At 34.5% G+C, this 26,998-nt stretch carries 27 protein-coding genes; 25 read left to right on the top strand and 2 right to left on the bottom strand.

Translation table 11 applies throughout. The annotated features are described in order from the left end of the window. Positions 1 to 135 precede the first annotated feature (135 nt). Positions 136 to 2,022 carry a molecular chaperone HtpG gene (htpG, locus tag M0M57_RS14445; protein WP_248433767.1) on the bottom strand — a complete coding sequence of 629 codons (1,887 nt, stop codon included), beginning with the start codon at positions 2,020 to 2,022 and terminating at the stop codon, positions 136 to 138. A gap of 173 nt (positions 2,023 to 2,195) precedes the next feature. Between htpG and M0M57_RS14450 the strand changes: the two genes are divergently transcribed. The 24 genes from M0M57_RS14450 (at position 2,196) to M0M57_RS14565 (ending at position 24,205) form a co-directional block, all read left to right on the top strand. Further along, on the top strand, positions 2,196 to 2,666 hold the full coding sequence (locus tag M0M57_RS14450) for a lipocalin family protein (protein WP_248433768.1): 471 nt from the start codon (positions 2,196 to 2,198) through the stop codon (positions 2,664 to 2,666). Positions 2,667 to 2,686: 20 nt separating this feature from the next. After that, entirely contained in the window at positions 2,687 to 3,382 is a 696-nt protein-coding gene (locus tag M0M57_RS14455) for an OmpA family protein (RefSeq protein ID WP_248433769.1), read from the top strand. A 139-nt stretch (positions 3,383 to 3,521) separates the two neighbouring features. After that, on the top strand, positions 3,522 to 4,193 hold the full coding sequence (locus tag M0M57_RS14460; protein ID WP_248433770.1) for a TetR family transcriptional regulator C-terminal domain-containing protein: 672 nt from the start codon (positions 3,522 to 3,524) through the stop codon (positions 4,191 to 4,193). 157 nt (positions 4,194 to 4,350) lie between these two features. After that, the gene (locus M0M57_RS14465; protein WP_248433771.1) at positions 4,351 to 5,664 is read left to right on the top strand and encodes an ABC1 kinase family protein; all 1,314 of its coding nucleotides are present in this window, start codon (positions 4,351 to 4,353) and stop codon (positions 5,662 to 5,664) included. Positions 5,665 to 6,027: 363 nt separating this feature from the next. Next, on the top strand, positions 6,028 to 7,149 hold the full coding sequence (locus M0M57_RS14470) for an NAD(P)/FAD-dependent oxidoreductase (RefSeq protein ID WP_248433773.1): 1,122 nt from the start codon (positions 6,028 to 6,030) through the stop codon (positions 7,147 to 7,149). After that, positions 7,149 to 7,859 carry a methyltransferase domain-containing protein gene (locus M0M57_RS14475; protein ID WP_248433774.1) on the top strand — a complete coding sequence of 237 codons (711 nt, stop codon included), beginning with the start codon at positions 7,149 to 7,151 and terminating at the stop codon, positions 7,857 to 7,859. Before M0M57_RS14470 ends, M0M57_RS14475 begins: the two co-directional genes overlap by 1 nt. A gap of 10 nt (positions 7,860 to 7,869) precedes the next feature. After that, positions 7,870 to 8,922: a type III polyketide synthase gene (locus tag M0M57_RS14480; RefSeq protein ID WP_248433775.1), complete on the top strand. Its 1,053-nt coding sequence runs from the start codon at positions 7,870 to 7,872 to the stop codon at positions 8,920 to 8,922. Continuing rightward, entirely contained in the window at positions 8,916 to 9,695 is a 780-nt protein-coding gene (locus M0M57_RS14485; protein WP_248433776.1) for an SDR family oxidoreductase, read from the top strand. Before M0M57_RS14480 ends, M0M57_RS14485 begins: the two co-directional genes overlap by 7 nt. Positions 9,696 to 9,707: 12 nt before the next feature. Next, positions 9,708 to 10,136: a 3-hydroxyacyl-ACP dehydratase FabZ family protein gene (locus M0M57_RS14490; RefSeq protein WP_248433777.1), complete on the top strand. Its 429-nt coding sequence runs from the start codon at positions 9,708 to 9,710 to the stop codon at positions 10,134 to 10,136. Between the two features lies 1 nt (position 10,137). Further along, a complete protein-coding gene (locus tag M0M57_RS14495) occupies positions 10,138 to 11,412 on the top strand; it encodes a beta-ketoacyl-[acyl-carrier-protein] synthase family protein (RefSeq protein ID WP_248433778.1) in 1,275 nt (424 codons plus the stop codon). A 26-nt stretch (positions 11,413 to 11,438) separates the two neighbouring features. Continuing rightward, complete coding sequence (locus tag M0M57_RS14500) at positions 11,439 to 11,693, top strand: acyl carrier protein (protein WP_248433779.1); 255 nt, start codon at positions 11,439 to 11,441, stop codon at positions 11,691 to 11,693. After that, complete coding sequence (locus tag M0M57_RS14505) at positions 11,690 to 12,169, top strand: 4'-phosphopantetheinyl transferase family protein (RefSeq protein ID WP_248433780.1); 480 nt, start codon at positions 11,690 to 11,692, stop codon at positions 12,167 to 12,169. Before M0M57_RS14500 ends, M0M57_RS14505 begins: the two co-directional genes overlap by 4 nt. Positions 12,170 to 12,324: 155 nt before the next feature. Beyond that, entirely contained in the window at positions 12,325 to 13,161 is an 837-nt protein-coding gene (gene kduI, locus M0M57_RS14510) for a 5-dehydro-4-deoxy-D-glucuronate isomerase (protein WP_248433781.1), read from the top strand. A gap of 1 nt (position 13,162) precedes the next feature. Next, positions 13,163 to 13,948, top strand: coding sequence for a gluconate 5-dehydrogenase (locus tag M0M57_RS14515; RefSeq protein WP_248433783.1), 786 nt, complete (start codon positions 13,163 to 13,165; stop codon positions 13,946 to 13,948). Between the two features lie 12 nt (positions 13,949 to 13,960). Beyond that, positions 13,961 to 15,364 carry a glucuronate isomerase gene (gene uxaC / locus M0M57_RS14520; RefSeq protein WP_248433784.1) on the top strand — a complete coding sequence of 468 codons (1,404 nt, stop codon included), beginning with the start codon at positions 13,961 to 13,963 and terminating at the stop codon, positions 15,362 to 15,364. Positions 15,365 to 15,370: 6 nt separating this feature from the next. Continuing rightward, the gene (locus tag M0M57_RS14525; RefSeq protein ID WP_248433785.1) at positions 15,371 to 15,712 is read left to right on the top strand and encodes a cupin domain-containing protein; all 342 of its coding nucleotides are present in this window, start codon (positions 15,371 to 15,373) and stop codon (positions 15,710 to 15,712) included. Further along, a complete protein-coding gene (locus M0M57_RS14530) occupies positions 15,713 to 16,717 on the top strand; it encodes a sugar kinase (RefSeq protein ID WP_248433786.1) in 1,005 nt (334 codons plus the stop codon). It abuts the gene before it with no gap. A 51-nt stretch (positions 16,718 to 16,768) separates the two neighbouring features. Next, complete coding sequence (locus tag M0M57_RS14535; protein ID WP_248433787.1) at positions 16,769 to 17,812, top strand: sugar kinase; 1,044 nt, start codon at positions 16,769 to 16,771, stop codon at positions 17,810 to 17,812. 2 nt (positions 17,813 to 17,814) lie between these two features. Next, on the top strand, positions 17,815 to 18,264 hold the full coding sequence (locus M0M57_RS14540) for a YhcH/YjgK/YiaL family protein (RefSeq protein ID WP_248433788.1): 450 nt from the start codon (positions 17,815 to 17,817) through the stop codon (positions 18,262 to 18,264). A gap of 3 nt (positions 18,265 to 18,267) precedes the next feature. Beyond that, positions 18,268 to 18,927, top strand: coding sequence for a beta/alpha barrel domain-containing protein (locus M0M57_RS14545; protein ID WP_248433789.1), 660 nt, complete (start codon positions 18,268 to 18,270; stop codon positions 18,925 to 18,927). An 83-nt stretch (positions 18,928 to 19,010) separates the two neighbouring features. Continuing rightward, the gene (locus tag M0M57_RS14550) at positions 19,011 to 19,529 is read left to right on the top strand and encodes a LacI family DNA-binding transcriptional regulator (RefSeq protein ID WP_248433790.1); all 519 of its coding nucleotides are present in this window, start codon (positions 19,011 to 19,013) and stop codon (positions 19,527 to 19,529) included. 52 nt (positions 19,530 to 19,581) lie between these two features. Then, positions 19,582 to 21,114 carry an MFS transporter gene (locus tag M0M57_RS14555; protein ID WP_248433792.1) on the top strand — a complete coding sequence of 511 codons (1,533 nt, stop codon included), beginning with the start codon at positions 19,582 to 19,584 and terminating at the stop codon, positions 21,112 to 21,114. Between the two features lie 3 nt (positions 21,115 to 21,117). Further along, entirely contained in the window at positions 21,118 to 22,584 is a 1,467-nt protein-coding gene (locus M0M57_RS14560; protein WP_248433793.1) for a tagaturonate reductase, read from the top strand. Between the two features lie 10 nt (positions 22,585 to 22,594). Beyond that, the gene (locus tag M0M57_RS14565) at positions 22,595 to 24,205 is read left to right on the top strand and encodes a UxaA family hydrolase (RefSeq protein ID WP_248436763.1); all 1,611 of its coding nucleotides are present in this window, start codon (positions 22,595 to 22,597) and stop codon (positions 24,203 to 24,205) included. Positions 24,206 to 24,265: 60 nt separating this feature from the next. On the opposite strand, the gene M0M57_RS14570 is transcribed toward M0M57_RS14565, so the two are convergent. Then, positions 24,266 to 25,288, bottom strand: coding sequence for a LacI family DNA-binding transcriptional regulator (locus M0M57_RS14570; RefSeq protein ID WP_248433794.1), 1,023 nt, complete (start codon positions 25,286 to 25,288; stop codon positions 24,266 to 24,268). Between the two features lie 235 nt (positions 25,289 to 25,523). On the opposite strand from M0M57_RS14570, the gene M0M57_RS14575 reads away from it, so the two are divergent. Next, positions 25,524 to 26,984, top strand: a complete 1,461-nt coding sequence (locus M0M57_RS14575; RefSeq protein WP_248433795.1) for a glycoside hydrolase family 28 protein — start codon at positions 25,524 to 25,526, stop codon at positions 26,982 to 26,984. Positions 26,985 to 26,998 lie beyond the last annotated feature (14 nt).

A 26,998-nucleotide genomic window follows, 5' to 3' on the forward strand; every position in this document is an offset into this window, starting at 1 on the left:
TTAAGTTATTTTCAAATGTAATTATTTTCTAAACCTTTGTCAAAGTTCAAAACTTTGACAAAGGTAAATTTGTTTCACAAAAAAACCTGCAAGTTTTCACTCACAGGTTAAGTCTTAATACTTCCAGTCTTAATACTATTTAATCATCTCAAAACTCCTCTTCACAAAAGCCGTCAATTCCTCGCCTTTCAATAATCCTTGCGAGATTTTGGCTAGGTCCATCGCTTGTTTGACCAAATGTTCTTGAGCCGATTTATCTTCAGTTGAAAGAATGGTTGTGGCTAAATTGGAATTGGTATTTACCACCAAATTATACATTTCCGGAAAGTTACCCATACCGAACATTCCGCCACCGCCGGACTGACTCATTTCTTTCATTCGTCGCATAAATTCCGGTTGCGTAATCATAAACGGGGCAGCATTGCTATCCATTGCTTCCAATTGAACGGTGTAAGTCGCTTTTGGAACCAATTCTTCTAAAACTGTTTTCAGTTTAGTCGATTCTTCTTCCGATAATTTTGAAATCTGCGTTTCATCTTTCTGAATCAATTTGTCAATGTGATCCGAATCGACACGAACAAACGTCAAGTTTTCATTGTCAGCTTCTAATTTTTGAATCAAATGTGATACAATCGGGCTATCTAATAACAATACTTCGTATCCTTTTTCTCTTGCAATGTCAATATAGCCGTGTTGAGCTTCTTTGTTGGAAGCATATAAAACCACCAATTTTCCGTTTTTGTCGGTTTGATTGGTTGCCAGTTTTTCTTTTAATTCTGCTAAAGTGAAAAATTTATCATCAACCGTTGGATACAATACAAAATCTCCGGCTTTTTCATAGAATTTGTCCTCTGAAAGCATTCCGTATTCCAAAACAATTTTGATGTCGTTCCATTTTTGTTCAAAATCTTCACGGTTTTCGTTGAATAAGGATTTCAATTTATCTGCTACTTTTCTGGTAATGTAGTTTGAAATCTTCTTCACATTTCCATCCGATTGCAAATACGAACGCGAAACATTCAACGGAATATCCGGCGAATCAATTACTCCGCGAAGCATAACCAAAAATTCCGGAACAATTCCTTCTACATTATCCGTTACATAAACCTGATTTTGGTATAATTGAATTTTGTCTTTTTGAATTTGTAAATCCGCAGACATTTTTGGGAAATATAAAATTCCGGTCAAATTAAACGGATAATCCACGTTCAAATGAATGCTGAACAACGGATCTTCAAATTGCATAGGATACAATTCTCGGTAAAATTCTTTATAATCCTCATCTTTTAACTCTGTTGGAGCTTTTGTCCAAGCCGGAGTTGGGTTGTTGATGATGTTATCAACTTCAATTTCTTCTGCTTTGTAATCTTCAGGAGCGTCTTCCGGTTTTGGAAGCGTTTCTTTTTTAGTTCCAAATTTAATTGACACCGGCATGAATTTGTTGTACTTTTTCAACAATTCACGGATTTTAAATTCTTCTAAAAATTCTAATGAATCTTCAGCAATATGAAGGATGATTTCTGTTCCACGTTCGGTTTTATCGCTTGGAACTAAGGTAAATTCCGGACTTCCGTCACACGTCCAATGTGCGGCCGGTTCGTCTTTGAATGATTTTGTGATGATTTCCACTTTGGAAGCCACCATAAAAGCAGAATAAAATCCAAGTCCGAAGTGTCCGATGATACCTGAATCTTTGGCAGAATCTTTGTATTTTTCTAAAAATTCTTCGGCACCTGAAAAAGCCACTTGGTTGATGTATTTTTCAACTTCTTCGGCTGTCATTCCTAAACCTTGATCGATAATGTGTAACTTTTTGTTTTCTTTATCGATTTTTACTTCAATTTTTGGATTGCCATATTCCACTTTGGCTTCCCCAATGCTGGTTAGGTGTTTTAATTTTAAAGTAGCATCTGTGGCATTAGACACCAATTCACGAAGAAAAATTTCGTGATCACTGTATAAAAACTTTTTAATTAAAGGAAAGATGTTTTCTACAGAAACATTAATTTTTCCGGTTGTCATATTTTGAATTTTAAGTTAAACATTATTGGTTTCTGAATAAGCAAAAGCAATACCATTTGTGAAGATATGACAAATTGACGTAGAATAAATTCGACAAAAAAGTGGAAATTATATAATTTTATTTAACAAAATTGGCTCTATCTTTGCAAGGCTAACATTTAAATTAGTAAAAAATGAAAAAAATTATTTATATCAGTATGTTGTCCGTGTTGTTTTTGTCCTGTAAAACAAACACTGCCACGAAGTTGGATAACAAAACAGAAGCAGGCATGAAAGGAAATTGGATAATTGCATCCGTAAATTATCCCGGGTCAGAATACATTAAAGTGAACTCGTTTGATCTTGCCGACTCACAATGTTTTGTGGGAAGCACATGGAAATTTGTCTCTAACAACAATAAAGGTGACATGGCTCTAACAAAAGCGGGTTGTCCGGCTTTTAGTTCGCCAATTACTTGGTTTGTAAATAAGGATGGAAATTTTGTCATGAAAATTTTAGATGCTGGCGAAAAAGCAAAGAAAGTAAGAGAGGGTTATGTGCTTAAAGTAGCCAATCAAACTGAAAATTCTTTTCAATTAGTGGATAGAATAAGTGTAGGAAATTCGATGACGGACGTAGTTTATCAATTTCAAAAAGTAAATTAATTAATATAATAGTATAGAATATGAAAAAAATAGTATCATTAAGTATCGTTGCATCATTCGCTTTAGGAACTCTTTTTACAGGTTGTGAAGCAGCAAAAAATACCAATAATACCCAAAGAGGTGCAGGTATTGGTGTTGCAGCCGGAGCAGTGATTGGTGGAATTTTAGGAAATAACCTTGGAAAAGGCGGAAACACAGCTCTTGGTGCTGTGATAGGTGGTGTTGTTGGTGGTGCAGCCGGTGGTGTTATCGGTAACAAAATGGATAAGCAAGCCAGAGAAATTGAACAAGCTTTACCGGGTGCAGAAGTTAACAGAGTTGAAGAAGGTATTGTATTGGTTTTAGGTGAAAATTCAGTGAATTTTGAAACGTCTAAATCAGTGTTAACTGCTACGGCCAAAGCAAATTTAGATAAGATTGTTCCTGTTTTACAAAGTTATGCAGACACAGATATTGTTGTTTACGGATATACTGACAGTACTGGTAGATTAGAATTCAATCAAAAATTGTCTGAAGATCGTGCCGCATCTGTAAGAAGTTATTTAGTTGGTAAAGGTTTAGCCTCTGCTCGTTTTAAAACAAAAGGAATGGGACCAAACGACCCAATTGCTACAAATGAAACTGTAGAAGGTAGAAGTAAAAACCGTCGTGTGGAATTTACGATTACAGCTAACGAAAAAATGATTCAAGAAGCTGAGCAAGAAGTGAAAAACTAATTTCTCATAAAAATATTCAAAAGACCATCTGAAAAGATGGTCTTTTTTTTTGAAAAAACTTTAACAAATATTTTGTTTAAATAATTTTGAAAAAAGTTAAACAAAGCAGTATCTTTACAATCAATAAATTATACCAATAATGACAGCAACCAAGAAAGCAGCAGCAAAGAAAAAGCCAATTACCGACGATGAAATTATAAGTATTTATATGGATCAGGTATTGCAACACAATGCTGAACCTAAAAATGTATATCTGTTTTGTCAAGATAATAAGATTGTAGAAAGTGATTTTTATGCTTTTTATGGTTCGCTTGATGCTTTGAAGCAAGATATCTGGGTGAAATTTTTTGACAATGTTAAAAACACAATCGAGTCGGATGAAAATTATTTGACCTATTCGAATAAGAATAAATTATTGACACTTTATTTTTCGTTGATTGAAATACTGACATTAAACAGAAGTTATGTCGTGTTTTCATTGAAGGAAGAAAAGAATATGTTGAAAAATTTACAACAATTGAAAACGTTTCGAAACCATTTTAAAAGTTTTATCGTAGATATGATAGACACGCAGACTTCGGAGGAGGATTTTAAAGTCAATAAGATTGCAAAACCGCTTTATGTTGAAGGTGCTTGGGTAGAGTTCTTATTTATATTGAAATTTTGGTTGGATGATACTTCAAAAGGATTTGAAAAAACAGATGTGATGATTGAAAAAGCAGTGAAAGCTACTTTTGATGTGTTAGATACCACTCCATTGGATAGTTTATTGGATCTGGGAAAATTTGTTTGGAAAGAAAAATTTAATTAACAGCACTCATTCGCGTGAGGGATAGAAGCGGACCTGCCTGCCGGCAGGCAGGAAGCCCACAGCAACAACGTAGCTTGCGAAGTTGTAGCGATCCCGATAGCTATCGGGATGCAGCGGATAGCCCGTTCGCCTTCGGCGGAACACGCCCAAAAAAAATATGAAAACACTAGACAAAATACCAACCAATAAAATTGAACGTGCCGGACAATTGGTGAAAACCGGTTTGAAAGTAGGAGGAAACTACATTGCCTATTATGGCGAAAAAGTGGTGAATCCGAGTTTGACAAAAGATAAATTGAACGAAAACAATGCAGAGGATATTTATGACGGACTCAAAAACCTGAAAGGAAGTGCGTTGAAAGTGGCTCAAATGCTGAGCATGGAGAAAAACATTATGCCAAGAGCGTATGTAGAGAAGTTCTCGCTGGCACAATTTTCGGTACCGCCGTTGAGTGCTCCGTTGGTGAGAAAGACATTTAAAAATTATTTGGGAAAATATCCTGAACAACTATACGATTCGTTTACGCCTGATTCAATTAATGCGGCCAGCATCGGTCAGGTGCACAAAGCCGCAAAGGATGGGAAAAATCTTGCTGTGAAAATTCAATATCCGGGCGTAGCGGAAAGTATTAGTTCAGACTTGGCAATTGTGAAACCTTTTGCTATTAAAATGTTCAACCTCCAAGGAAAAGACTCGGAGAAGTATTTCAAGGAGGTTGAGCATAAATTAATGGAAGAAACGGATTATGATTTGGAGCTCAAGCAAGGAAAATTCATTGCCGAAGCATGTGCGATGATTCCGAATTTGAGATTTCCGAAATATTATGAAGAATTGTCGTCGAAGCGAATCTTAACAATGGATTGGATGGATGGCGAACATTTATCGGAGTTTACGGCTCACAATTCAGATCGAGAAAAAGGTGACAAATTAGGACAAGCGTTATGGGATTTTTATATGTACCAGATGCATCATTTAAAACAAGTACACGCCGATCCGCATCCGGGAAATTTTTTGATTGATGATGAAGCGAATTTAATTGCGATTGATTTTGGTTGCATCAAACAAGTTCCGGAAGAGTTTTATGTGCCGTATTTTGAATTGGCAAGACCGGAAGTAATTGGAAACCCAAAATTGTTTAATGAAAAGTTGTTTGAATTAGAAATATTACGAACCGATGATTCGCCGAAAGAAATTGAGTATTTCACCAAGTTGTTTCATCAGTTGTTGAGTTTGTTTACGCAACCGTTTCACGGAGATTTCTTTGATTTTTCGGATGAAGAATTCTTTGGAAACATTGCCAAAATGGGTGAGGAGTTCTCGAAAGATACGCAATTGCGAAAAATGAACGGCAACAGAGGTTCAAAACACTTTTTATACATTAACAGAACGTTCTTTGGTTTGTATAATTTGCTTCACGATTTAAAAGCAAGAGTTCACACCAAAGACTACGAAAAATACATTGTCAACTAAATTTTAGTTGTTTATATAAAGTTTGTTTATTTATTGGTTAGGTTGACGAGAGCGACACTCCACGTTTGAGTTTTGTCGCTCTTGTTCTTTTTATAATCTACGTTTGCAACTTATTTATACCACGATTCCAACTTAACCCACGGTTTTAACCGTGGGATGTTTGTGTAGAGAAATACCACGATTCCAACTTATCCCATGGTTAAAACCGTAGGTTGTTTGCATTGAAAAAAACGGAATTTATACCACGATTCCAACTTATCTCAAGGTTTAAACCGTGGGTTGCTTAAAATTTAATACAATTTTTACAAGCGATTTTTAATATAAAAAACAAAAAAATAAATTGTTTATGCTAATTTAGCTCAAATGAACTCAACTCCCCAAATAGCAATCATCGGTGGCGGTCTCGCCGGATTAACTGCGGCAATTCATTTAGCGAAAGCGGGAAAGCCTGTTCTCTTATTTGAAAAAAACACCTATCCAAAGCATAAAGTCTGTGGCGAATTTATTTCAAACGAAGTTTTGCCTTATTTCAAGCTATTAGGTTTGGATATTTCTACGTTAAATCCAACTTCAATTGATAAAACGACTATTTCTATTTCATCGGGAAAATCAATTTCAGCCCATCTACCTTTGGGTGGATTCGGGATAAGTCGCTATCGGTTAGATGGTTATCTTTATGAAAAAGCCAAAGAATCCGGTTGTCAAATCATTCATCAACAAGTAAATGAGATTGATTTTTCAAACGATTCATTTACCATTCAAACCGAAAATAACGATACTATTCAAGCCAAAGTAGTTTTAGGAGCTTTTGGAAAACGATCAAATTTAGACAGCAAACTCAAACGTAATTTTATTCAAAAAAAATCCCCTTGGTTAGCCGTAAAAGCTCATTACAAGGGAAATTTCCCGAATGATTTAGTCGAATTACACAATTTTGAAGGTGGTTATTGCGGTGTTTCAAAAGTGGAGAATGACATTATTAATATTTGTTATCTAACTAAATATGAATCATTTAAAAAATACAAAGCTATTTCCGATTTTCAATTGAAGGTATTAAATCAAAACCCAAAACTAAAAGCCATCTTAGCCAATTCAGAAATGCTTTTTGAAAAACCATTAACCATTAGTCAAGTTTCTTTCGAAAGCAAAAAACAAGTTGAAAACCATATTTTGATGCTCGGGGACACCGCCGGATTAATTCATCCGCTGTGTGGAAACGGAATGGCGATGGCAATTCACAGTGCCAAAATAGCCAGCGAATGCACAATTGAGTTTCTAAATGGGAAAATAAATCGCAAGGAATTAGAAATAAACTACACCAATCAGTGGATTTTCCATTTTAAATCACGCATTCAAATGGGAAAAATGCTCTCAAAATTATTACTCAATCCAGTTCTGAGTAAAATGATGATGAAATGGCTGATAATCTTCCCAAAATTACTACCTTTCCTAATTCAAAAAACACACGGAAAGCCAATTCAATAATGTTTGTAAACACTAAATTTCGCAACAGAGAAGAAGAATTAATGGATGATTTTTCTATGGAGGGAAATGAATTAACCACTGCTTTACAAACCATTGTATTTATTAATCAAAAGTTAGGCGGTAATAAAATAACCATTAACGGCGTAAAAGAATTACTGAAATCAGTCAATAAATCCAAACCAATTACCATTTATGATGTTGGTTGCGGAAATGGTGATATGTTGCGTGAAATTGCAAAATTCGGACTTTTAAACGGATATCAATTTGATTTAATTGGGATTGATGCGAACGCTTTCACAATTAAAGAAGCCATAAATTTATCGGAAGAATTTACAAATATCAGCTATATCCAGGAAAATATTTTACATAAACAAATTAATGAAGTAAAAATAGATATTACTCTATTTACCTTAACATTACATCATTTTAGTGATGACGAAATTAATATGATTTTACAAGATTATTTGGTAAAAAGTAAGTTGGGAATTGTAATTAATGATTTGCATCGAAGTTCCATTGCCTATCACTTATTTCAATTGGTTTGTTTTGTCTTTCAATTAAAAGAAATGCCCAAAAAAGACGGTTTGCTTTCTATTTTAAAAGGATTCAAAAAGGAAGAATTAATAGCTTTTTCAAAAAAAATTAACGCTTCAAAACAAATAATTCAATGGAAATGGGCGTTTCGTTACCAATGGATTATTTGGAAATAAAAAATAAATTATGCCCGTCAAAATAAAAACAGTTGCCAAACAACTTCCTCAATATTCTCGTGAAACTTCAGAAATACTGCCATTTTTAGATAGTTGGTTAGCAGGTCAAGACGATCGTTTTGTTAGAAAAGTAAAAAAGATATTTGAAGGTGCCAATGTTGACAAACGCTATTCTATCATGAATCCGGAAGAAGTATTTTCACTCACTTCATTTGAAGAACGAAATGCCATTTATTCCCGCGAAATGATTGTTTTAGGCGAACAAGTTTTGCAAAAAGCCTTTCGTCAAGCCAATTGGAAACCTGAAGAGTTAGATTATATCATTACCGTTAGTTGCACCGGAATTATGATTCCGTCTCTCGATGCTTATTTAATTAATCGATTACATTTAAAACAAGATATTATTCGACTTCCGGTAACGGAAATGGGTTGTGTTGGCGGTATTTCAGGATTAATTTATGCAAAAAACTTTCTCAAAGCCAATCCCAATAAAAAAGCCGCTGTCATCGCTGTTGAAAGTCCAACCGCAACGTTTCAATTGGATGATTTTTCGATGGCAAACATTGTCAGTGCTGCGATTTTTGGTGATGGAGCGGCCTGCGTGTTATTGTCTTCTTATGAAAATGAAATTGGACCAACCATCGTTGACGAAGCCATGTATCATTTTTATGACAAAGAAAAAATGATGGGTTTTGAACTGACAAACAAAGGTTTAAAAATGGTTTTAGATATTGAAGTTCCTGAAACCATTGGCGAACATTTTCCTGCTATAATTCATCCATTTTTGGAAAAAAACAAATTATCCATCGCCGATATCGATCATTTAATTTTTCATCCTGGTGGGAAAAAAATCGTACATTTAGTCGAAGATTTATTTTTAGATTTAGGTAAAAACATCGACGACACCAAAGAAGTTTTGCGGTTGTATGGAAATATGTCAAGTGCCACCGTTTTATTTGTCTTGGAAAGAATTTTGCAACAAAATCCAAAATTAGGTCAAAGAGGTTTGATGCTGAGTTTCGGTCCCGGATTTACAGCTCAACGAATTTTATTAGAATGGTAAACGAATTTCAACATACTTGGGCAATCATCCTCGGAGGAAGTTCCGGATTAGGATTGGCTTCTGCTAAAAAGTTAGCCGAAAACGGAATGAATATTTGCATCATTCACCGAAATACTCGAGTGGAATTACCCGAAATTGAACGAGAATTTGAAATCATAAAATCAACAGGAATTTCCTTTTTAAGTTTTAATTTGGATGCGTTACAACCAGAAAAGCGAGAAGAAATTATCAATCAAATCAAAATAGAAATTGGTTCAAATAAAATAAAATGCCTCATTCACAGCATTGCAAAAGGAAGTTTAAAAAGTATGACTTCCGAAAATTCATTGTCAACCGATGATTTTTTGTTAACTATCAATGCGATGGCAATTTCGTTGTACGATTGGACTAAAGCAGTTTTTGAAGCTGATTTATTTCATCACGATGCCCGAATTATTTCTTTTACTAGTGAAGGAAGTCTAAAACCCATTCCGAATTACGGAGCTGTGAGTGCTGCAAAAGCAACGTTGGAAGCCATTTCAAGACAAATTGCCTATGAATTTGCAGGTTTTGGCATCAAAAGTAATTGCATTCAAGCGGGTGTGACCAATACAAAATCTCTTCAATTGATTCCGAATAGTGAAAAAATTAAAGAATTTGCTATAAAACGAAATCCTTTTAAACGATTGACAGAACCCGAAGATGTGGCCAATGTAGTTTATCTACTTTGTAAAGAAGAGGCAAAATGGATCAATGGTACAATTGTGAAAGTAGATGGTGGTGAAAGTCTTTAAAATCAAATTGAAATGAAAGAAACTGATTTAATTTTAAGTAAACTTCCGTACCAAAAACCATTTCTTTTTGTAGATGAATTGCTTCAAATTGATGAAAATGAAGCAAAAGGAACATTTACATTTGATGAAAAGTTAGATTTTTATAAAGGTCATTTTAAAGATAATCCAATTACGCCGGGTGTAATTTTAATCGAAACTATGGCTCAAATTGGGTTGGTTTGTTTGGGAATTTATCTAACCTTGAACGAAGATGTTTCGCAAATCGCCTTTTCATCCTCCGAAGTTGAATTTTTAAAACCCGTTTTTCCCAACGAAAAAGTCACCGTTTTTTCAGAAAAAGTCTATTTCCGTTTTGGAAAATTAAAATGCAAAGTTCGAATGATGAACAGCAAAAAAGAAGAAGTTTGTAGCGGAACTTTATCAGGAATAATTATAAAATAAAATGCAAAAAAAACGTGTCGTAATAACCGGATTAGGCGTTGTAGCTCCCAATGGTTTGGGAGTGAAGAACTTTTTGCACGCAATCAAAAACGGAATTTCGGGAATCAAACACGATGCAGAATTAGTACGATTACAGTTTTCCTGTCAAATTTCGGGAACACCTGAAATAGCGGAAGAACTTAAAAAAGAATATTTTACAGAATTAGAATTAAAAAACTTCAACGCATCCGGAATTTTATATGGAGTAATCGCCGGAATAGATGCTTGGAAAGATGCCGGATTATCCATTGAAAACAACGAAAATCCCGATTGGGAGAGCGGGACAATATTTGGATCAGGAACTTCAGGAATCGAAAAATTCAGGGAAAGCATCTATAAAATTGACGATTTTCAAACTAGAAGATTAGGAAGTACAGCTGTTGCTCAAACGATGAACAGTGGCGTGAGTGCTTATTTGGCGGCCAAACTAGGTTTAGGAAATCAAGTAACAACCAATTCATCCGCCTGTGCAACCGGTACAGAAAGCATTTTGATGGGGTATGAACGAATTGTTTCCGGGCAAGCGAAACGAATGTTGGTGGGAAGCACTTCTGACAGAGGGCCGTACATTTGGGGTGGATTTGATGCAATGCGGGTTTGTACTTTCAAACATAATGATTCACCTGAAAAAGGCTCTAGACCAATGAGTGCAAGTGCTTCCGGATTTGTGCCGGGAAGTGGAGCAGGAGCAATGATTTTGGAAGATTTAGAATCCGCTTTAGCCAGAAATGCAACAATTTATGCAGAAGTTTTAGGTGGAAACAGCAATTCCGGAGGACAACGAGGTGAAGGAACAATGACCGCTCCAAACTCAATTGCAGTTCAAAAATGTATTGAAGATGCGTTGCTAAATTCAAATATAAATTCAAATCAAATTGATACAATAAATGGACATCTAACTGCCACAACTAAAGATAGTTTAGAGATTTTTAATTGGAGTAAAGCTTTATATTTATCCAAATCAGATTTCCCATATATTAATTCATTAAAATCAATGATTGGACATTGTCTTTCGGCTTCCGGAAGTATTGAAAGTGTGGCAACAGTTTTGCAAGTTCATCACGGATTTATTTTTCCATCGATTAATTGTGAAGATTTGCATCCGGAAATTGAAACTTTGGTTAATAGAGAAAAAATTCCGCAACAACTTCTTCAAAAAGAAATCAATATTGCTGTAAAAGCTAGTTTTGGTTTTGGCGATGTTAATGCCTGCGTTGTTTTCAAAAAGTTTAGCTAAGTTGCTTATCTTCGTAAAAAAAGAAAATGAACAAAGAAGAAACCATTCTCAAACTGAAAAACATTGTAAAGCCATACATTAAAAATCAAGAAGCTTTTGAGAATTTAAATGAAAACACAGATTTTATTAATGATTTAAAGATAAACTCAGCCAATTTGGTTGATGTTATTTTAGACATTGAAGAAGCTTTTGATATTGTGATTGACAATGCATCGATGGAAAGAATGCTCAATGTTCAAGCAGCGTTGGAAATCATCGATACCAAATTAGCCGAAAAATGATTGGAAATGATGTCATCGATTTAGCGTTAGCAAGAGTAGAAAGCAATTGGCAACGAAAAGGTTGCCTCGATAAACTATTTACTACAAAAGAGCAAAATCTTATTTTTTCTGCAAAAAATCCAACACTTATGGTTTGGATTTTGTGGAGTAGGAAGGAAGCCGTTTATAAAATCATCCGACAAGAAGACGGTTTGCGTGGATTTTACCCATTAAAAATAGAAAATACTGACTACGATTCCGGAATTGTTTGTTTTAATAAAAAGGAATACTATACCAAAACAGTTCAAAAAGGCGATATGTTGCATACTATTGCTTTAAGAAATCTTCAATTTAATAAAATCTCAGAACTAAATACTTCGATTGAAATTCATAAAAAAGATGAAATTCCGTTTATAATTACTAACGGAAAAAATCATTTCATTTCAAAAAGTCATCACGGAAGATTTGAGAAAATCCTACTACTAAATTTAAGTTAGATTTTTTATGGATTTGATTATAACAATCAGATTTTAGCTGTTTTAAGTCCACTTTTTTTCATATATCTTATTTTTTATCTCTAAAAATTATACATATTTTAGTTTTATTAAAAATAATTATTATATTTGTGTAATCGATTACAACAAATATACGTATGACAAATTTCAGTTTTAGATATGCATCAAATCCTATTGATGCTAGAAAATATGACACACAAGAAATCAGAAATCAATTTCTAATTGATAATTTATTCTCAGAAAATGAAATAAATTTAACCTATTCAATGTACGATCGTTACATTGTGGGTGGAATTATGCCGGTTTCAAAAGACTTAAAACTAGAAACAATTCCGTACTTAAAATCAGAAAACTTTTTAGATCGTCGCGAGTTGGGAATTGTCAATGTAGGCGGAAAAGGAACGGTAACGGTTGATGGAGAAGCTTTTGAACTAAATAAAAAAGAAGCTTTGTATGTTGGAATGGGAGCAAAAGAAGTTGTTTTTTCAAGTAATGAAGATAAACCTGCTTTATTTTATATCAATTCAGCACCCGCTCACACTCATTTCCCAAACAAAAAAGTTACCAAAGAAAATGCAATTGTAATTCAGTTAGGCGAAGAAAAAACGGCTAACAAACGAATTTTAAACAAATTGATTGTGAATGAAATTGTTCAAACCTGCCAACTTCAAATGGGTTTAACCGAATTATTGCCCGGAAATGTATGGAACACGATGCCGGCTCACACACACAACCGCAGAATGGAAGCTTATTTCTATTTTGATTTAGAAGAAGGTCAAACCATTTCTCATTTTATGGGAGAAACACAACACACACGTCACATTTTTATGCAAAATAATCAAGCGGTTTTATCGCCGGAATGGTCTATTCATTCAGGTGCCGGAACATCCAATTATTCCTTTATTTGGGGAATGGCGGGCGAAAATTTAGATTATAGCGATATGGATATTTGTCCACCAAACGAACTAAGATAAGATGAAATTATTCGATTTAACACATAAAAACGCTTTAATAACCGGTGGAACACACGGTTTAGGAATGGCCATTGCCGAAGCATTAGCTCAAGCCGGTGCTCAATTGATCATCACCGGAACCACGCCATTCAAAATGGAAGAAGCGATTTCGTATTACAAATCCAAAGGCTATCAAGCAACAGGTTATTTATTTGATGTAACCGATGAAATTGATGCCGCTAAACACGTTGAACTAATCTCAAAAGAAATAGGTGATATTCATATTTTAGTGAATAACGCCGGAATCATCAAAAGAGAATTGGCCATCACGATGCCGGTTGCAGATTTCAGAAAAGTGATTGATGTGGATTTAGTTGGGCCATTCATTATGTCGCAATTACTTGCAAAACAAATGATTGAACGCAAAGAAGGTAAAATTATCAACATTTGTTCGATGATGAGCGAGTTGGGAAGAAACAGCGTTTCGGCTTATGCTGCGGCAAAAGGCGGTTTAAAAATGCTCACTAAAAATTTAGCAACCGAATGGGCAAAACACAACATTCAAGTAAACGGAATTGGTCCGGGTTATTTTGCCACTTCTCAAACAGCTCCGATTAGAGTAGACGGTCATCCGTTTAACGATTTCATCATCAGTCGTACTCCAGCAGCACGTTGGGGAGATCCGGAAGATTTGGCGGGAGCAGCAATATTTTTATCGTCAAAAGCGAGTGATTTTGTAAACGGACAAATAATTTATGTGGATGGTGGAATTTTAGCTACCATCGGAAAACCATCGAACGAAGATTAAAAAACAAGTATAATGAGTACGAAATTCATACACGATAATTTTTTGTTAGAAAATAAATATGCTGAGGAATTGTATCATAACTATTCTAAAAATCAGCCTATTATTGACTATCACAATCATTTATCGCCTAAATTAATAGCTGAAAATAATCAATTTAAAAATATTACCGATGTTTGGATTAATGGCGACCATTACAAATGGAGAGCTATGCGAACGTTGGGTGTGAACGAAAAATTCATTACCGGAGATGCCTCAGACAAAGATAAATTCATTCAATGGGCAAAAACGGTTCCGTACACAATGCGAAATCCTTTGTATCATTGGACGCATTTGGAATTAGCTCGCTATTTTGATATTTATGAATTATTAAATGAAAAGTCTGCAGAAGCTATTTACGAAGAAACTTCTCAAAAATTAAGTACTTCTGAGTTTTCTTGTCAGAATTTATTAAAGAAAGTGAACGCCGAAGTGGTTTGCACAACAGAAGATCCAACGGATGATTTGGCATACCATAAGCAATTAGCCAACAGCGATTTTTCAGTGAAAGTAAGTACTGCTTTCCGACCTGATAAAGCGATTTTAATTGCAAGTGAAACGTATAATAGTTATATTGATTCATTATCAAAAGTTGTTGATTTTGAAATAAATACGTATGCTGATTTATGTAATGCTTTAAGTAAAAGAATTGCTTATTTTAATGAGAATGGTTGTCAATTATCCGATCACGGATTAGATCAAATTCAGTTTGAAAATTATACCGAAAGTGAAATCAATTCAATTTTTGAAAAGAGAAGAAAAAATCAACCGATTTCTACTTTAGAAGATGCTAAATTCCAAACAGCCATTTTATTGTTTTTGTGTGAAAATTATAATCAACACGGTTGGGTGCAACAGTTCCATTTGGGAGCTTTGCGTAACAACAATGCCAGAATGCATCGAGTTTTAGGACCGGATACAGGTTGGGATTCGATTGGCGATTTTTCGCAAGCCAGAAATCTTTCTGCTTTGTTGAATGCGTTGGATTCTAAAGATAAATTGACAAAAACCATTTTATACAATCTAAATCCTGCCGATAATGAAGTTATGGCAACCATGATTGGAAATTTCAATGATGGAAGCATCAAGGGAAAAGTGCAATTTGGTTCCGGTTGGTGGTTTTTAGACCAAAAAGACGGAATGACAAAACAAATGAATGCCTTGTCAAATATGGGATTAATCAGTTGTTTTATTGGTATGTTAACCGATTCCAGAAGCTTTTTATCTTTTCCAAGACATGAATATTTCAGAAGAGTTTTATGTAATCTTTTAGGCGATGAAATCAAAAGAGGCGAATTGCCAAATGATATGAAATGGATAGGGAAGATGGTAGCCGATATTAGTTACAATAACGCCAAAAACTATTTTAATTTTAAGTAATTGAAAATGGCTAAAAGCAAAGCATTTTTCGAAAATAAATCAACTAATTGGGAAACTATTGATAATAATATCGAGCGACAAATTGTTGGACACGATCAATCGGTAATGATGGTCAATGTGCAATTTAAAAAGGGTGGAATTGGTGCGATGCATCATCACATCCATTCGCAAGTCACTCATATTGCAGAAGGCAAATTTGAAGTGACAATTAACAATGAAACCAAGTTGTTACAAAAAGGAGATTCGTTCTATGTTGCTCCAAACCTGGAACACGGTGTCATTTGTTTAGAAGACGGTTTATTAATTGATGTTTTTAGCCCAATGCGGGAAGATTTTATAAAAGTATAAATGAGCAGAGTCGTAACATTTGGAGAACTTTTACTCAGGCTTTCACCGCCAAGTCATTTACGACTCACGCAAGCAAGGTCGTTTGATTTGTATTATGGTTGTGCCGAAGCGAATGTTGCTGCCTCGTTATCAAAATTTGGACTTTCAGTTAAATTCATTACGGCTGTTCCTCCAAATGAATTAGGCGAATCATCGCTAAGTATGTTACGTTCTTTTGGTGTTGAACCCATTTCGTTTATACAAGGAAAAAGGCTCGGCATCTATTATTTTGAACAAGGTGCGTCCGAAAGACCGGGAAAAGTGGTGTATGACAGAGAAGATTCCTCGTTTTCAACCTTAAAAAAAGGAATGATTAATTGGGAAGATGCGTTCAAAGATTCCGATTGGTTTCATTGGTCGGGTATCACACCATCATTAACACTTGAATTAGCAGAAATCTGTGAAGAAGCTTTAACTGTTGCTTCACGAATGGGATTGACCATTTCAGCGGATTTAAATTATCGTCCAACCTTATGGAAATACGGTAAAAATGCCAACGAAATAATGCCAAATCTAGTAAAACATTGCGATTTACTTTTAGGCGGAATTGATGATTCGGAAAAAGTGTTAGGAATAAAAGTCAATGAAAAGGATACCCAAGAAGAAATTTTTTCGAATTGGATGAACGCTTTTCCAAAATTAAAAAACATAGTAACCACCAAACGAATGGATGCAAATGCTTCTTCAAACGGAATCAGTGCTTCGTTTTGGAATGGAAAGGAATTATTGCATTCACAGAAATACAATATTTCACACATAATTGATCGAATTGGTGCCGGTGATGCATTTATGGCCGGAATCATTTATGGAATGATTGCTTGGCCGGATGATAATCAAACCGCATTGGAATTTGCAGCAGCAGCGACTTGTTTAAAGCATTCTATTTCGGGCGACATCAATTTAGCAACGGTCAACGAAATTAAAGCATTAATGGGAGGTTCCGGCGGCGGAAGAGTGTCGAGATAACCTGAAAACTGAAACCTGAAACAAATTACATAATAACAAAATTTTAAAATAATGTCAAAAAAAGTAGTAACATTCGGTGAGATAATGTTAAGATTAGCACCACAAGGATTTTTAAGATTTTCACAAGCAGACAATTTTGATGTTGTATATGGTGGTGGAGAATCAAACGTAGCTGTTTCATTAGCTAATTATGGAATTCCGGTTGATTTTGTAACCCGTTTACCAAAAAATGATATTGGTCAATGTGCCATGATGGAAATGCGTAAAAGAGGCGTTGGTGTCGATAAAATTGTGTGGGGTGGCGATCGTTTAGGAATTTATTTCTTAGAAACAGGAGCTGTAAGTAGAGGAAGTAAAGTGGTTTATGATAGAGCACATTCTTCGATGGCGGAAATTCAATCAGGAATGATCAATTGGGAAGAAGTTTTTCAAGGTGTAAGTTGGTTCCATTGGACCGGAATTACGCCTGCCATTTCTCAAAGTTCTGCCGATGTTTGTTTAGAAGCTGTGAAAGTAGCCAGTAAAATGGGTGTTACCATTTCAACCGATTTGAATTACCGAGCTAAATTATGGAAATACGGTGGCGACAGAGAAGCAATTATGACAGAACTAACTTCTTACTGTGATGTTATTTTAGGAAACGAAGAAGATGCAGAAATGCATTTCGGAATCAAACCGGATGGAGCAGCAGTTCAAACGCACGGTCACGATGTAAAAGCGGAAGCATTTTTATCTGTTTGTAAACAAATGATGGAAAAATTCCCAAGAGCTAAAAAAGTAATTACAACGTTGAGAGGTTCAATTTCGGCTTCACACAATACGTGGGCGGGAGTTTTATACGATGGAAAAGAAATGCTCCAAACACGTCAATACCAAATCACAGATATTGTGGATAGAGTAGGTGGCGGCGATAGTTTTATGGGTGGATTAATCTACGGTTTATTAACGTATCCAGATGATGATCAAAACGCATTGGATTTTGCTGTAGCTGCTTCTTGTTTGAAACACACGATCAAAGGTGACGCAAACTTGGTTACAGTTGATGAAGTTCAAAAATTAATGGGAGGCGATGCTTCAGGCCGTGTAGCAAGATAATTATGATAGTAGATACATTAAATAACGCATCAAAATATACGGGCTTACATCCGTTGTTTGCCAAAGCATTTGAGTTTTTGAACGAAAATGACATTGCTTCTTTAGAAGATGGTACAATTGAAATTACGGATGGTTTGAAAGTAATCGTTAGCAATAAAAAAGGAAAAACGAAAGAAGAAAGTTTAGCCAAATTTGAATGCCACAATCAAAATATCGATATCCAATTTTGTGCAAAAGGAGTAGAAACAATCGCTTGGAAACCAAGAGAAAAATGTGTGACACCAAACGGAGAATACAGCACTGAAAAAGATGTTTTATTTTTTAATGACGAACCGGATATGTTTTTTCAATTAACCGATAATCAATTTGTTATATTTTATCCTGAAGATGTGCACGCTCCAATGATTGGTGATGATGTAATAAAAAAATTAGTATTTAAAGTAAAAATTTAAAAGATGAGTAATAGTCAAAAAGTTTCTGAAGCGATTGTAAAACAAGGTATTTTACCGTTGTATTTCAATGCAGATGAAAACGTTACAATAGAAGTATTGAGAGCCATTTATCGAGCAGGAATTAAAGCCGTAGAATATACCAATCGTGGTGAAGCTGCTTTAAAAAACTTTGCTAAAATGGTTGAAGTTCGAAATGCCGAAATGCCGGATTTATTACTTGGAATTGGAACTATCAAAAATTTAGATCAGGCAAATGATTTTCTAAATGTAGGTGCCGATTTCTTTATCAGTCCCGGATTTGTTCCTGAAGTAGCGACTTTTTTGATTGAAAAGGGTTTATTCTACAGCCCGGGTTGTATGACACCAACCGAAATTATCGCCGCTGAAAATGCCGGAGTTAAATTCATCAAACTTTTCCCCGGAAATATGCTTGGACCAGAATTTTTGAGTGGTATTAAAGATATTTTTCCAAAATTATTATTTATGCCAACCGGCGGAGTGGATACAACCAAAGAAAGCATTTCAGGTTGGTACAAAGCAGGCGTTTCTGCGGTTGGAATGGGAAGCAAATTAATCAGTAAGCAATTAATGGCCGACCAAGATTATGCCACAATTGAAGCTGAAACCAAAAAAGTATTAGAAGTAATTCAATCTATAAAATAGAATTTTTTTAACACCCTGTTGAGTGTAATCATCAACGAAATTTGACCGAAAGCACTCAACAGGAAAAAAAAACAATTTTAAAAATGACGACATTAAAAAAAATATCACATTTAACCGGTTTTTCGATTTCAACCATTTCAAAAGCGTTGAATGATAAGAATGATATTAATGTCGATACCAAAAAGATTATTCAAGAATTTGCTCTTAAGACGAATTATCGACCAAATAAAAATGCATTAGCTCTACGAAGTAGCAAATCCAGTATCATTGCGATTATTGTTCCCAGAATTAATAATGCACTTTATAGTGAAATGTTGTATGATATTCAAAAATGTGCTTCTAAAAAAGGTTATCGAATTATGTTGTTTCAATCTTTTGAAGAAATTTCAAAAATCAGACATTATTTGGACGATATAAACGATGGAAGTGTTGATGCCGCTATCGTTTTAACTATCAATAAAAACATCGAAAATGAAGTAAATGTTTCCAAAAGAAGATATTTACCAGTCGTTTTTATTGAAATAAATCAAGAAAATTCCAATTTTAATATAAAAGAAAATTGTGCTGAATTGTTTGAAAAACTAATCAAACAAATCAGTTAAAACATAAAATAATTAATACTGCAGGACGCAATTAGCCTAAAAAATAAACCTTATGACACAAGAAACCACTTCTAAAAAAGCAACAAATTTCAGATGGACCATTTGTAGTTTATTATTTTTTGCGACTACCATTAATTATTTAGACAGACAAGTGCTTTCACTTACGTGGAAGGATTTCATTCAGCCTGAATTTCATTGGAACAACAATGATTACGGAAATATCACTGCATTGTTTTCAATTTTTTACGCCATCAGTATGCTGTTTGCCGGAAAATTTGTGGACTGGATCGATACCAAAAAAGGTTTTCTTTGGGCAATCGGAATTTGGTCTGTCGGTGCCGTTTTACATGCTTTTTGCGGAATTGCAACGGCCGGTTACATCACCGGAAATTGGTTTGTAGGTTTCGCCGAATCAAAAGAAATCATCAGTACAATTAATAATACTTCGTTAGTCATTAGTACGAGTGTCACCTTATTCATTTTTGCCCGATTTGTATTGGCCGTCGGTGAAGCCGGAAATTTTCCTGCCGCAATTAAAGCTACGGCGGAATATTTTCCTAAAAAAGAAAGAGCATTATCGACTAGTATTTTTAATGCCGGAGCAACAGTAGGAGCATTAGCAGCACCACTAACCATTCCTTTTATTGCCAAAGCATTAGGATGGGAAATGGCGTTTATCATCATTGGTGCATTAGGTTTTGTTTGGATGGGATTATGGATATTTCTCTACAAAAAACCGGAAGTTCATCCGAAAGTAAATGCAGAAGAATTAGCCTATATCAACCAAGATCAAGTTGATGCTCCTGTGGAAACACAAGGGGAAAAAGACGCTACTTTTTCATTAAAAGAATGTTTCAAATACCGTCAAACGTGGGCTTTCATTGTGGGTAAATTTATGACCGATGGCGTTTGGTGGTTCTATTTATTTTGGACACCGGCCTATTTAAGTTCGGTTTATGGTATGGATAGTACGCAAAGTGCCATTCCTTTAGTAGTTTTATATGTCATCACATTATTATCCATTATCGGTGGATGGTTGCCAAAATATTTCGTGGATAAATTAGGTTTAAATCCGTATGACGGAAGAATGAAAGCGATGTTAATCTTTGCCTTTTTCCCTTTATTAGCTTTATTGGCTCAACCGGGAGGAGACATTTCGTACTGGATTCCGGTTATCATTATCGGAATTGCGGGTGCGGCTCATCAAGCTTGGTCGGCAAATATCTTCTCAACTGTTGGTGATATGTTTCCAAAAAGAGCCATCGCAACTATCACTGGAATAGGCGGAATGGCGGGCGGAATTGGTTCATTTTTAATTAATAAAGGTTCCGGAGTTTTATTTGATTATTCACATAAAACGTGGACAACTGTGGATGGGGTACCGCTTTTAGAAAAATTTCCGCAGTATATAAATGATCGTATTCCTGAAAATCTATTTGCAGAATTAGAAAAATCAGGTGCTGTTGTTTCAGACGGAATTGATAAAGGTTATATGATTATTTTCTCCATTTGTGCCGTGGCATACCTTATTGCGTGGGGAATTATGAAAACATTAGTACCAAAATATAAAGTAATCAAATATTAAAAAATGGAAAATCTAGTAAAACAAAAATTAAGTAGAGAAAGTATCGGATTTTCAACAAAATATCCCATCAAAGTTGTTCAATTTGGAGAAGGAAATTTTTTAAGAGCATTTGTTGATTATGCTTTTCAAATCTTAAATAAAAAAGCCGATTTTAACGGCGGAATTGCTGTTATTCAACCACTTGATAACGGAATGGTTCACTTATTAAATGAACAAGATGGCTTGTACACTTTGTTTATGAATGGTGTAAAAAAAGGCGAAAAGATTCATGATATTGAATTGATTACTAATGTTGTACAAGGAATTAATACATACAAGAATTTTCAGGAATACCTTGATTTAGCAAAAGTTGAAACACTTGAATTCGTTATTTCAAACACAACTGAAGCCGGAATTGAGTATGTTGATTCGGACAAAAAAGAAATGCAACCACCAAACTCATTTCCGGGAAAATTGTCTGTGTTTTTATATGAAAGATTCAAACATTTTAACGGCGATGTTTCGAAAGGTTTGACTATTATTCCATGCGAATTAATCAATTATAACGCAGATACTTTAAAAGAAATTTTGCTAAAATTAGCCGATTTATGGCAGTTAGGCGAAGAATATAAATATTGGATAACCACAGGTTGTACTTTTCATAATACATTGGTTGACAGAATTGTACCGGGTTATCCTCGGAATGAAATTGAAGACTATAATAACAAATTAGACTATCACGATGATATTTTAGTGACTGCCGAACCATTTTTCCTTTGGGTGATTGAAGGTGATGAGAAATTGAAAGAAAAATTGCCTTTTCATAAAACCAATTTGGATGTAAAAATTGTGTCGGATATGCAACCGTATCGCACAAGAAAAGTGAGAATTCTTAACGGTGCTCACACGGCAATGGTTCCTTTTTCAATTTTATATGGAAATGAAACGGTGAAAGAAACATTGGATAATAAATTTACGGAAGATTTTGTGACGAAAGCAATTTTCAACGAAATCAATCCAACACTTCCAATGGAAAAATCGGAATTAGATTTATTTGCAGATGAAGTGTTAGATCGTTTCAGAAACCCGTTTATCAAACATCAATTGGCTGATATTGCTCTAAATTCGGTTTCAAAATTCAAAGTGAGAGTATTGCCAAGTTTGCTTGAATATGTTAAAATAAATCAAAAATTACCTGTTCATTTAACGTTCTCATTTGCCTGTTTAATTCGTTTTTATAAGAAAGAATGGCAAGACAGAATTTTACCTATTAATGACACAAAAGAGATTATTTCATTTTTTGAAAACAATTGGAAATCAAATGATTTAGAAATTTTAGTTAAACAAACACTTTCAAATTTAGAATTCTGGGAAAATGATTTAAATGAGGTAATTGGTTTAACAGAAGCACTCGTTTTTGCTCTGACAGAAATAGAAAATAAAGGAATAGAAAACGGATTCATAAGTTTTAAAAATCAATATGATTCATAACGAAACGATTATGCAAAAGAAATTAATAAAAGTTCATCCAGATGACAACATAATTGTTGCTTTGGTAGATATTGAACAAGGTGAAACCATTGCTTTTGAAGCAAAAGAAATCACGACAACCACTGCTGTGAAAGCAAAACATAAAATTGCTGAGTTTGATTTTTCAACCGGTGACAGCATTTTTATGTACGGTGTTTTGGTTGGAAAAGCCAGTCAAAATATTCAAAAAGGTGAAGTATTAACGACATCAAACGTTAAGCACCAAAGCGGAAAAGTTTCTCAAAAAACAGAAACAACTTCTTGGAATCCACCCAACGTTGATAAATGGAAAGACCGAACGTTTATGGGTTATCATCGTGCCGATGGACAAGTGGGAACGGGAAATGTTTGGTTATTTTTTCCTTTAGTCTTTTGTGAAAATAAAAACATAGAACGTCTAAAAGAAGTTTTCGAAAAGGAATTAATGCCAAAGAAAACTGATAGCTATCAAATGTTGCTTCGTTCATTAGTAAACAACACCAGTCAAGATGAAGTGATTGAAGAAAAAAGCACCAATGCATTTGATAATATTGAAGTAAAATTCATCACTCATCAAGGCGGTTGCGGTGGAATCAGACAAGATTCTGAAAGTTTAGCCCGACTTTTAGCCGGTTATGTGAACAATCCCAACGTAGCCGGAGCAACCGTTTTGAGTTTAGGTTGTCAAAATTTACAGATTGAATTGTTTCAAAATACATTGAAAGCAATCAATCCAAACTTAAATAAAGAAGTGATTATCTACGAACAACAGCAAATGGGAACGGTAGATACGATGCTTCAAACGATAATTAAAGATTCTTTTGAAGCAATTAAAAGAGCTAACCAAATTCAACGTCAACCCGCACCGTTATCCAAACTTTGTATTGGTTTAGAATGTGGTGGATCGGATGGTTTTTCAGGAATATCAGCTAATCCGGCATTGGGACATGTATCTGATATAATGGCAGCTTTGGGCGGAAAAAGTATTTTGGCAGAATTCCCGGAATTATGTGGTGTGGAACAAGAATTAATGAACCGTTGCGTCACCGAAGAAAAAGCAAACAAATTTTTATCGTTGATGAAAGCATACGAAAAATCGGTTGTTGATGCAGGTTCCGGTTTCGATATGAATCCGTCTCCCGGCAACATCAAAGATGGTTTGATTACTGATGCGATGAAATCGGCAGGAGCAGCCAAAAAAGGCGGAACTTCTCCCGTTACAGATGTTTTGGATTATGGTGAATATGTTTCAGAGTCCGGATTAACGTTACTAAATACACCCGGAAACGATGTAGAAAGCACAACAGCAATGGTTGGTTCCGGTGCAACAGTTGTTTTATTTACAACCGGTTTAGGAACTCCAACAGGAAATCCGATTGCTCCGGTGATTAAAGTTTCGTCGAATACAATTTTAGCTCAACGAATGAATGACATTATTGATATTGATACGGGTGCGGTAATTAGTGGCGAAAAAACAATAGAAGAAGTAGGGGATAGCATTTTAGAATATATTATTGAAGTGGCAAGCGGACGGATTATTTCCAAAGCAGACCAATTAAACCAAGATGATTTTATTCCTTGGAAACGAGGAGTTTCATTATAATTTTTTAGTTAGTATTTTTTTTCAAATCCGTTTAGTTCCATAGCTGAACGGATTTTTTTATTACTTCTCAATTAGTTTTCGAGTTGATTTTCTTAAAATTAATTCAGGCTCCAAAACCACTTTCTTTTCAATTTTTATTTTATCCGAATTGTTTACTTGTTCCAAAAAGACTTTGGCAGTCATTCTTCCCATTTCCAATGGAAACTGATCTATTGTACTGATAGACAATTCCATAAACATTGTAAACGGCTCATTACTAAATCCAATGACCGAAAAATCAGTTGGAATTTTAATATTTTTTGCTCTTAATTCTTGAATGGCTCCCAATGCGGCAAAATCACTCGAAGAAAAGATGGCATCAGGAGGTGTAGCAAGTTTTAAAAGTTTTTTAACTGCTTTTCTACCTTCTTCAATTGTACTTTTAGTTTGAACAATATATTCTTTTACGAACTCTACATTATTGTCTTCCAAAGCTTGTTTGTAACCTAAAAAACGATCTTTAAAAATTTCAATATTCGTATCTCCTGAAAAGTAGGCGATACGTTTGCAGCCTGTGTCAATTAAATGTTGAGTAGCTTTGTAGCCTCCATCAAAGTCATTTATGGTCACAGAACTAACATTTTTCATTGTTTTTTTTCTATCAAAAAATACTAATGGAACTTCTTTTTTCATAATTCGATCAAAAGTTGAAACATTATTACTGGAAGTTGAAATTAAAATTCCATCTACTTGAGAATTCAAAAGTGCTTCAATGTTGGCCACTTCTTTAGCTTCAACTCCATCCGTTTGACAAATAATAACGTGATATCCGTGTTTATTTAATTCTTCTTCAATTCCGTGAATTACAGAACCGAAGAAATTACTGTCAATTCTTGGAACCACAACACCAACGTTATTACTCTTTCCACTTTTTAATGCTAAAGCAAGTCGGTTTTGCTCATAATTCATTTTAGTAGCCATATTCACAACAAGCTCACGGGTAGCATCGCTGATATTTGGGTTGTTGTTTAAAGCTCTTGAAACTGTAGCAGCTGTAATATTTAGCTTCTTCGCGATGTCGTAGATAGTGGTTTTTTTCTTCATTAAGAGATAAACTTAAAGGTATATTTTACTAAATCTTTGATTTTTATGAACACAAATGTAACAATTACATTGAATATTTATTTTTTTATTTAAAAAAAAAGACTTGAAAACAAAGGTGTCAATTATCAATAAATCATAAATTTTATATTATTTTTTAATTTTATAAAAAAAAGCTTGGTTATTATTATTGTATTAATTATTTTTGGTAATCGATTACATAACAACATTTACTAAAATGAAAGCAATTATAATGCGGAATTACAAAACAATTATCTATTTAAACCTTGTACTACTTTTTATTTCTTGTGGAGAAAAGAACCAAACTAGAGCAGTGAGCGAAGAAAATCCGTGGGATAAGATGGAAGCTATCTTAGCCGCAACCAAAGAACCTACTTTCAAAAATGTAAATTATTCAGTACTCGATTACGGTGCAAAAGCAGATGGAAAAACGATGAATACTGAAGCTTTTCGATTAGCTATCAAAGCTTGTACAGAAAATGGCGGTGGAAAAGTAGTTGTTCCTACAGGAAAATTCTTATCAGGACCAATTCATTTAGATAACAATGTAAATCTTCATTTGGAAGAAGGAGCAGAGATATTATTCAGCACTAACCCAAATGATTACTATCCGTTAGTTCACACATCTTTTGAAGGAATGGAATTGATGAATTATTCTCCGCTAATCTATGCAAAAAACAAAAAAAATATAGCAATTACAGGGAAAGGAACTTTGAATGGTCAAGCAAACAATACGTATTGGTGGCCATGGAAAGGTAAAACTTCTGAAGGTGATGTTTATGGTTACAAGCCCGGAGAACCTTCGCAATTAGACAGTTTGAATTTGCCAGCCTTGATGAAAATGGCTGAGAAAGATGTTCCGATTGACAAAAGAGTTTTTGGAAATAATAAGTATTTGAGACCAAATTTTATAGAACCATTTGATTGCGAAAATGTTTTAATCAAAGACATTAAAATTATAAATGCTCCTTTTTGGATTATTCATCCTTTAAAATGTACAAATGTTATTGTTGATGGTGTGACTATTGATAGCCACGGTCCAAACAATGATGGTTGTGATCCTGAGTATTCTAAAAACGTAATCATTCAAAATTGTACTTTCAATACGGGTGACGATTGTATTGCCATTAAAGCAGGACGAGATCACGAAGGTCGAAAAGTAGGTATTATGAGTGAAAATATTGTCGTTAGAAGTTGTAAAATGATAGATGGTCACGGAGGAGTGGTGATTGGAAGTGAAATGTCTGCCGGAGTAAAAAATGTTTTTGTAGAAGATTGCTTTATGGATAGTCCGCAACTTGACAGAGCTATTCGATTAAAAACCAATACCAAAAGAGGAGGAACGGTCGATGGTGTTTATGTTAGAAACATTAAAGTGGGTAAAGTAAAACAAGCTGTTTTGCACATTACGATGAATTATTCGGTTTATGCTGGTCAGAAGGACGGCAATTTTATTCCAAAAATTAAAAATATTCTTTTAGAAAACATCACAGTAGAAAACGCAGGAAAGTATGCCATTTTTGCAGATGGACTTGAAAATTCTCCCATAGAAAACATCACCTTCAAAAACGTAAAAATTGATACTGTAAAAGAGAATTTTTCATTGAAGCACGTAAAAAATCTAAAATTAATCGATACCTATATAAATAACAAAAAAGTAAACCTAACAAGCAATTAAGAAAACAAACAAAC

The organism is Flavobacterium azooxidireducens (assembly GCF_023195775.1).
Classification (GTDB): Bacteria; Bacteroidota; Bacteroidia; order Flavobacteriales; family Flavobacteriaceae; genus Flavobacterium; species Flavobacterium azooxidireducens.